Source organism: Fructobacillus ficulneus (assembly GCF_001047075.2).
GTDB lineage: Bacteria > Bacillota > Bacilli > Lactobacillales > Lactobacillaceae > Fructobacillus > Fructobacillus ficulneus.
This window is the reverse complement of sequence record NZ_DF968000.1, coordinates 6,081-11,239: the sequence shown is the minus strand read 5'-3', so window position 1 is coordinate 11,239 and position 5,159 is coordinate 6,081. Positions and strand designations below refer to the sequence as shown.

General features: G+C 51.9%; 6 protein-coding genes. All 6 read left to right on the top strand.

From position 1 onward, the window contains the following. On the top strand, positions 1–130 hold a 130-nt coding region (locus AOQ29_RS08395; protein WP_114674987.1), incomplete at its 5' end, for a type I 3-dehydroquinate dehydratase. Then, a complete protein-coding gene (locus tag AOQ29_RS02300) occupies positions 117–1,544 on the top strand; it encodes an MFS transporter (protein ID WP_061992934.1) in 1,428 nt (475 codons plus the stop codon). The genes AOQ29_RS08395 and AOQ29_RS02300, both read left to right, overlap by 14 nt. Positions 1,545–1,628: 84 nt before the next feature. Then, the gene (gene aroC, locus AOQ29_RS02295; RefSeq protein WP_061992933.1) at positions 1,629–2,798 is read left to right on the top strand and encodes a chorismate synthase; all 1,170 of its coding nucleotides are present in this window, start codon (positions 1,629–1,631) and stop codon (positions 2,796–2,798) included. A gap of 10 nt (positions 2,799–2,808) precedes the next feature. Beyond that, positions 2,809–4,086 (top strand): 3-phosphoshikimate 1-carboxyvinyltransferase, encoded by a 1,278-nt coding sequence (gene aroA, locus AOQ29_RS02290; protein ID WP_061992932.1) that lies wholly within the window; start codon positions 2,809–2,811, stop codon positions 4,084–4,086. A 5-nt stretch (positions 4,087–4,091) separates the two neighbouring features. Beyond that, a complete protein-coding gene (locus AOQ29_RS02285; protein WP_061992931.1) occupies positions 4,092–4,949 on the top strand; it encodes a prephenate dehydrogenase in 858 nt (285 codons plus the stop codon). Continuing rightward, positions 4,946–5,159 (top strand): shikimate kinase (locus tag AOQ29_RS02280; RefSeq protein ID WP_275936572.1); only part of this gene is annotated, 214 nt, incomplete at its 3' end. The genes AOQ29_RS02285 and AOQ29_RS02280, both read left to right, overlap by 4 nt.

Below are 5,159 nucleotides of genomic sequence, written 5' to 3'. Positions count from 1 at the left end.
AACCGGGTCCGTCATTACCTTTGCCAGCCTATCCGCCAGCCAAGGGTCAGCACCCGGTCAACTTTCAGTCACTGACTTAACCACCATCTTTAATCTTTTACAAGGAGAACCTGCCAATGCCCAGCTCTAGTTTGCGATTAAAAACGACTCTTTTTACCAACTACCTGATTCACGGGTTCGGGATGATTATCCTGACCCAAAATCTGGTTAAGCTTTCCCACCACTGGAATAGTTCTCTGACCGTTGCCTCCTTCGTCCTTTCCGGGATTGGAATTGGTCGCTTGGTCGCCTACCTTTTGATGGGCTTCATCTCCGACCAATTTGGTCGGAAGACCACCCTCTTAATCGGGATGACAACTTACTTAATTTTCTTAGTGGCAACACCCTTCAATTCCTCGGTTGCCCTGGCCTATGCCCTGGCCATTCTCGCTGGGGTAGCCAACTCGGCTCTCGACTCAGCCACTTACCCCCTCTTGGCTGAAATCAACAAGAATGGGACATCCAACAGTGTCTTGCTAAAGGCCTTCATTTCCCTGGGTGAATTCATTCTCCCAATGATTGTCCTCTTCTTGTCACAAAATAACCTCTGGTTCGGTTTGTCCTTCATGGTTCCTGCCACTTTGATGGCCTTGAACTTAGCCAACTTGCTGCCACTCAACGTCCGTCAATCACAGCAAGTCATCGAAGAAGCCGACCTCCAAGGCTTGGTTATCAGTCGTCCCAAGAAGGTTGCCTTGTCTGGCGGACTCTTCGTTTACGGGTATACTTCCATGGCCGTCATGATCTGGTTCACCCAGTGGATTACCATCTTTGCCAAGAAAATTGGCTTCTCAACTACGGTTGCCCATTTCTTACTTTCTCTTTACAGTCTTGGTTCCATTACCGGGGTCATCACCGTTGTCGTCTTGCTCAATCGCTTTAATTTGAAAAAGCCGGTTTTCGTGACCTTAAATGCCTTGTCACTCTTGGCCATCACGACCATTACCTTGAGCACCAATGCCGACCTCTCTGCCGTGGCCGCCTTCGTCTTCGGCTTCAGTGCCGCCGGTGGTCTGATGCAAATCGCCTTGAACACCCTCTTGTCAATCTTCCCCCGTCACAAGGGTATGTTGACCGGAACCTTCTTCATCTTCGGGTCTCTGGCTTCCTTCTCAGTGCCAATCATTACTGGCTTGCTGGTTAAGATGCCCCACACCAACATCATGGCCGGTGACATCATCGTCGCCTTCGTTGGCTTCCTGGTTGCCTTAATTATGCTAGTAACTTTGCCACCCGAAAACAGCTCCTTGGCCGATGCTCGTAAGTCGATTAACAAGATTGATAGCAAATTAATCGCCCTCCTCGAGGAACGGTTTGCGGCCGTCAACGACGTTCACAAGTTCAAGCAGACCGGGCAAATCGCCATCAAGGACTTGAACCGCGAACGCCAGGTCCTCGATAACGTCGCTAAGAAAACGAAAAATAAAGACCTGGTGCCTTACAACCAAGCCATTGTTCAAACAATTATGGACAATTCTCGCCAATACCAAGCCTCATTGAAGTAAAATCATTCTAACGGACTTTGCTTGGCGCCAGGTCACATTTTCACTTAAAAACTACTAAACCACACACAAAGGAAAATACTTACTATGTTGACATACTTAACTGCCGGTGAATCACACGGACCAGAACTTTCAGGAATTTTGACAGGCATCCCCGCCGGTCTCCACTTGGATATCGATGAAATCAACACCGCCCTCTCTGCCCGTCAAGGAGGGTATGGCCGTGGTAACCGCCAAAAGATTGAGCACGACCAAGTCATCATCACTGGTGGTGTCCGACACGGCGTTACCCTTGGTTCACCAATTGCTTTGACAGTTAAAAACCGCGACCACGCGCAATGGTCAGAAATCATGAATCCGACTTCACCAGCCACTCCAGAAAACACCCTGCGTAAGGTTAGCCGTCCCCGTCCTGGTCACGCCGACCTCGTTGGTGGAATGAAGTACGGTCACCGCGACATGCGTAACGTCTTGGAACGGTCATCAGCCCGGGAAACAGCCATGCGGGTTGCCGTTGGTAACATCTGCAAGCAAGTCCTCGAAGCCCTCAATATTAAGATTATCGGTTACGTCGAAGCCATCGGTGGCGTTAACGCCGACTCAAGCCAGCCAACCCAGGTCGACACCATCGTTAATTTGATTGAACAAAACGACTTGCGGGTGACCGACCAAAGTCAAATCGAACCAATCCACGAAATGATTGACGATGCCAAGCGCAATGGTGACACCCTTGGTGGGGTCATCCGGGTCGTCGCCGAAAACGTTCCCGCCGGTTTGGGATCATATGTTTCCTGGGATACAAAGTTGGATGCCAAGTTGGCCGCCGCTGTCATGGGCGTCAACGCCATGAAGGGGGTCGAAATCGGCGACGGCTTCGAAAACGCCGTCCATCCTGGTAGCCAAGTCATGGACGAAATCGACTGGCAAGAAGGCCAAGGATTCTCTCGGAACTCCGACCACTTGGGTGGCTTTGAAGGTGGGATGACCAACGGCATGCCCGTGATTGTTAAGGCTGCCATGAAGCCCATCCCAACTCTTTACAAGCCTTTGCAAAGTGCCGACATCAATAGTAAGGAAGTCAAGAAGGCGACCGTGGAACGATCAGATACCACGGCCATCGTTCCGGCCTCAATCGTAATTGAAAGCGTCGTCTCCATCGAATTGGCCAAGGCCATCACCGATACTTTCGACGGCAGCAATATCGACCGCTTGAAGAAGCAAATTGCCGACTACCGCCAAGAACTACAAAACTTCTAAGGAGGACCCGATGGTTGATTCACATTCCACCCCCTTACGGGGCACGATTACCATCCCCGGTGATAAGAGTATTTCCCACCGCAGCATTATCTTCGGTGCCATCAGTTCCGGCACTACGACCGTTAGCCACTTCTTAAAGTCGGCCGACTGCCTTTCGACCATGCAGGTCTTCCGCGACCTCGGTGTCAATATCCAAGAAGATGACGACCAAGTCCAAATTAAAGGCCTGGGCCTCACAGGCTTGCAGGAACCGACTGTTGACCTCGATATGGGAAACTCCGGCACCTCAACTCGACTCATTTCTGGTTTGCTAGCCGGTCAACCCTTTGCCAGTCGAATGGTTGGCGACGCCTCATTGTCCAAGCGACCAATGGGTCGGGTGATTGACCCCTTGACCGAAATGGGTGCTACCTTTGACAGCGACGACCGCCACCTGCCAATGACGGTTCATGGCGGCCACCTCCAGGGCATGCGCTACCGGCTACCGGTTGCCAGTGCTCAAGTTAAGAGTGCCGTCATCCTCGCTGCCCTCCAAGCCGAGGGTCCAACAGTTATTGAAGAACCAAGTCCCTCCCGGGACCACACGGAACGGATGCTCCAGACCTTCAGTCCCCAGAGCATTAGCCGGACGGCCCACGAAATCACCATTACTCCTGGCCAGCCGTTTGCAGGGCAAGCCATTATCGTTCCCGGTGACATCTCTTCCGCAGCCTTTTGGTTAGTGGCCGGTGCCATCGTTCCCGGATCAGAAATTACGATTAAAAACGTCGGGATTAACCCGACCCGGACTGGGATTTTAAATGTCTTGGATCGGATGGGCGCTCAAGTTACCCAGACCAACCACCAAGACCAGGTCGAACCCAGCGCCGACCTGACCGTAACCTTTTCCGACCTCCAACCCTTTGAAGTTGGGGCCGAAGAAATTCCCGGCCTAGTTGACGAAGTGCCCTTATTAGCCCTCTTGGCTGCCCGGGCCAACGGTATCAGTAAGATTACCGGGGCCGAAGAACTCCGCTTCAAGGAATCCGACCGCTTGCAGGTTGTGACCCAGGAGTTCAAGAAGCTTGGTATTCAAATCGAAGAATTACCCGACGGCTTGGTGATCGATGGCCGCCAACCTTGGCACCTTGAAGATGCCAACCTCGATAGCCACGATGACCACCGGATTGCCATGACCCTCAAAATTGCTTCGCTCTTAGTGGACAAACCCGTAAACATCAAAAATTTTGAAGCCGTTAATATCTCTTACCCCACCTTTATGACCGACTTAGAACACTTAAGGAAGTGACTACCATGGAAACTGTCTTTATTAACGGGTTAGGCCTGATTGGTGCCACAATGGCACGAATCATCAAAGCGTCTAACCCAACCGTAACTATCCTCGCAACAGACTTTAACCAAGAAAACCTAGACTATATGGTCGATGCCGGTGTCGTGACCACTGTCACCGACTTCACCACTGGTGCTAGTCAGGCGGACTTGATTATCTTAGCGACCCCGGTTTCAGCCATCCGTGAAAGTCTCAACGACTTGGCAACGATGGCACTCAAGCCGGGCGTCTTAGTGACGGATGTCGGTAGTAGTAAAGAGAGTATCCTAGCAGCGGCCCAACCGTTAATGGCGGCCGGTGTTCATTTTCTCGGTGGCCATCCGATGGCCGGGTCCCACCTCACGGGAAGTGCCAATGGTCGCCTCGACCTCTTGGCTAACCATTCCTTCTTTTTGATTAATGGCAATGCTACGCCCACGCAAATTAAGGCCTACCAAGACCTCTTGGGTGCTGGCCAATTGCACTTTAGCGAACTAACCGCCAGTCAGCATGACCAGCTGGTTTCAGCCACCTCCCACCTCCCTCACGCTGTTGCCTTTGCCCTCGCCAATGCCATCTTGCCTAAAATCAAAGCAATGGACATTGACCCAGGAATTCCGGCCGGTGGTCTGCTCGACACCACTCGGATTGCCAAGGCCGACCCAGATATGTGGACGGCCATCTTTACCAGTGAACGAGCCGACCTCCTGGAACAAATCGACGGTTTTCAAGACCAACTCGACCGTCTCAGAACAGCTATCGCTAACGAAGACCAAGCAAGTATTCATACCCAAGTCCAGGCCGCTAACCAAGCCCGGCGAGAATTGGAGCAACCACGATGAAAATCACCTTAATCGGCTTTATGGGTTCCGGTAAAACCACCGTGGCCCAAGCCCTCAGTGAAAATTTAAACCTGCCCTTAACCGATTTAGACCAATTGATTGTGGACCGAGCCGGTCTTTCTATTCCGGCCTACTTCGATCAGTATGGGAAACCGGCCTTCCGTCTCTTTGAGCAAGAAGTCTTGGTCGATGCCCTAGCCGCCGACGGAA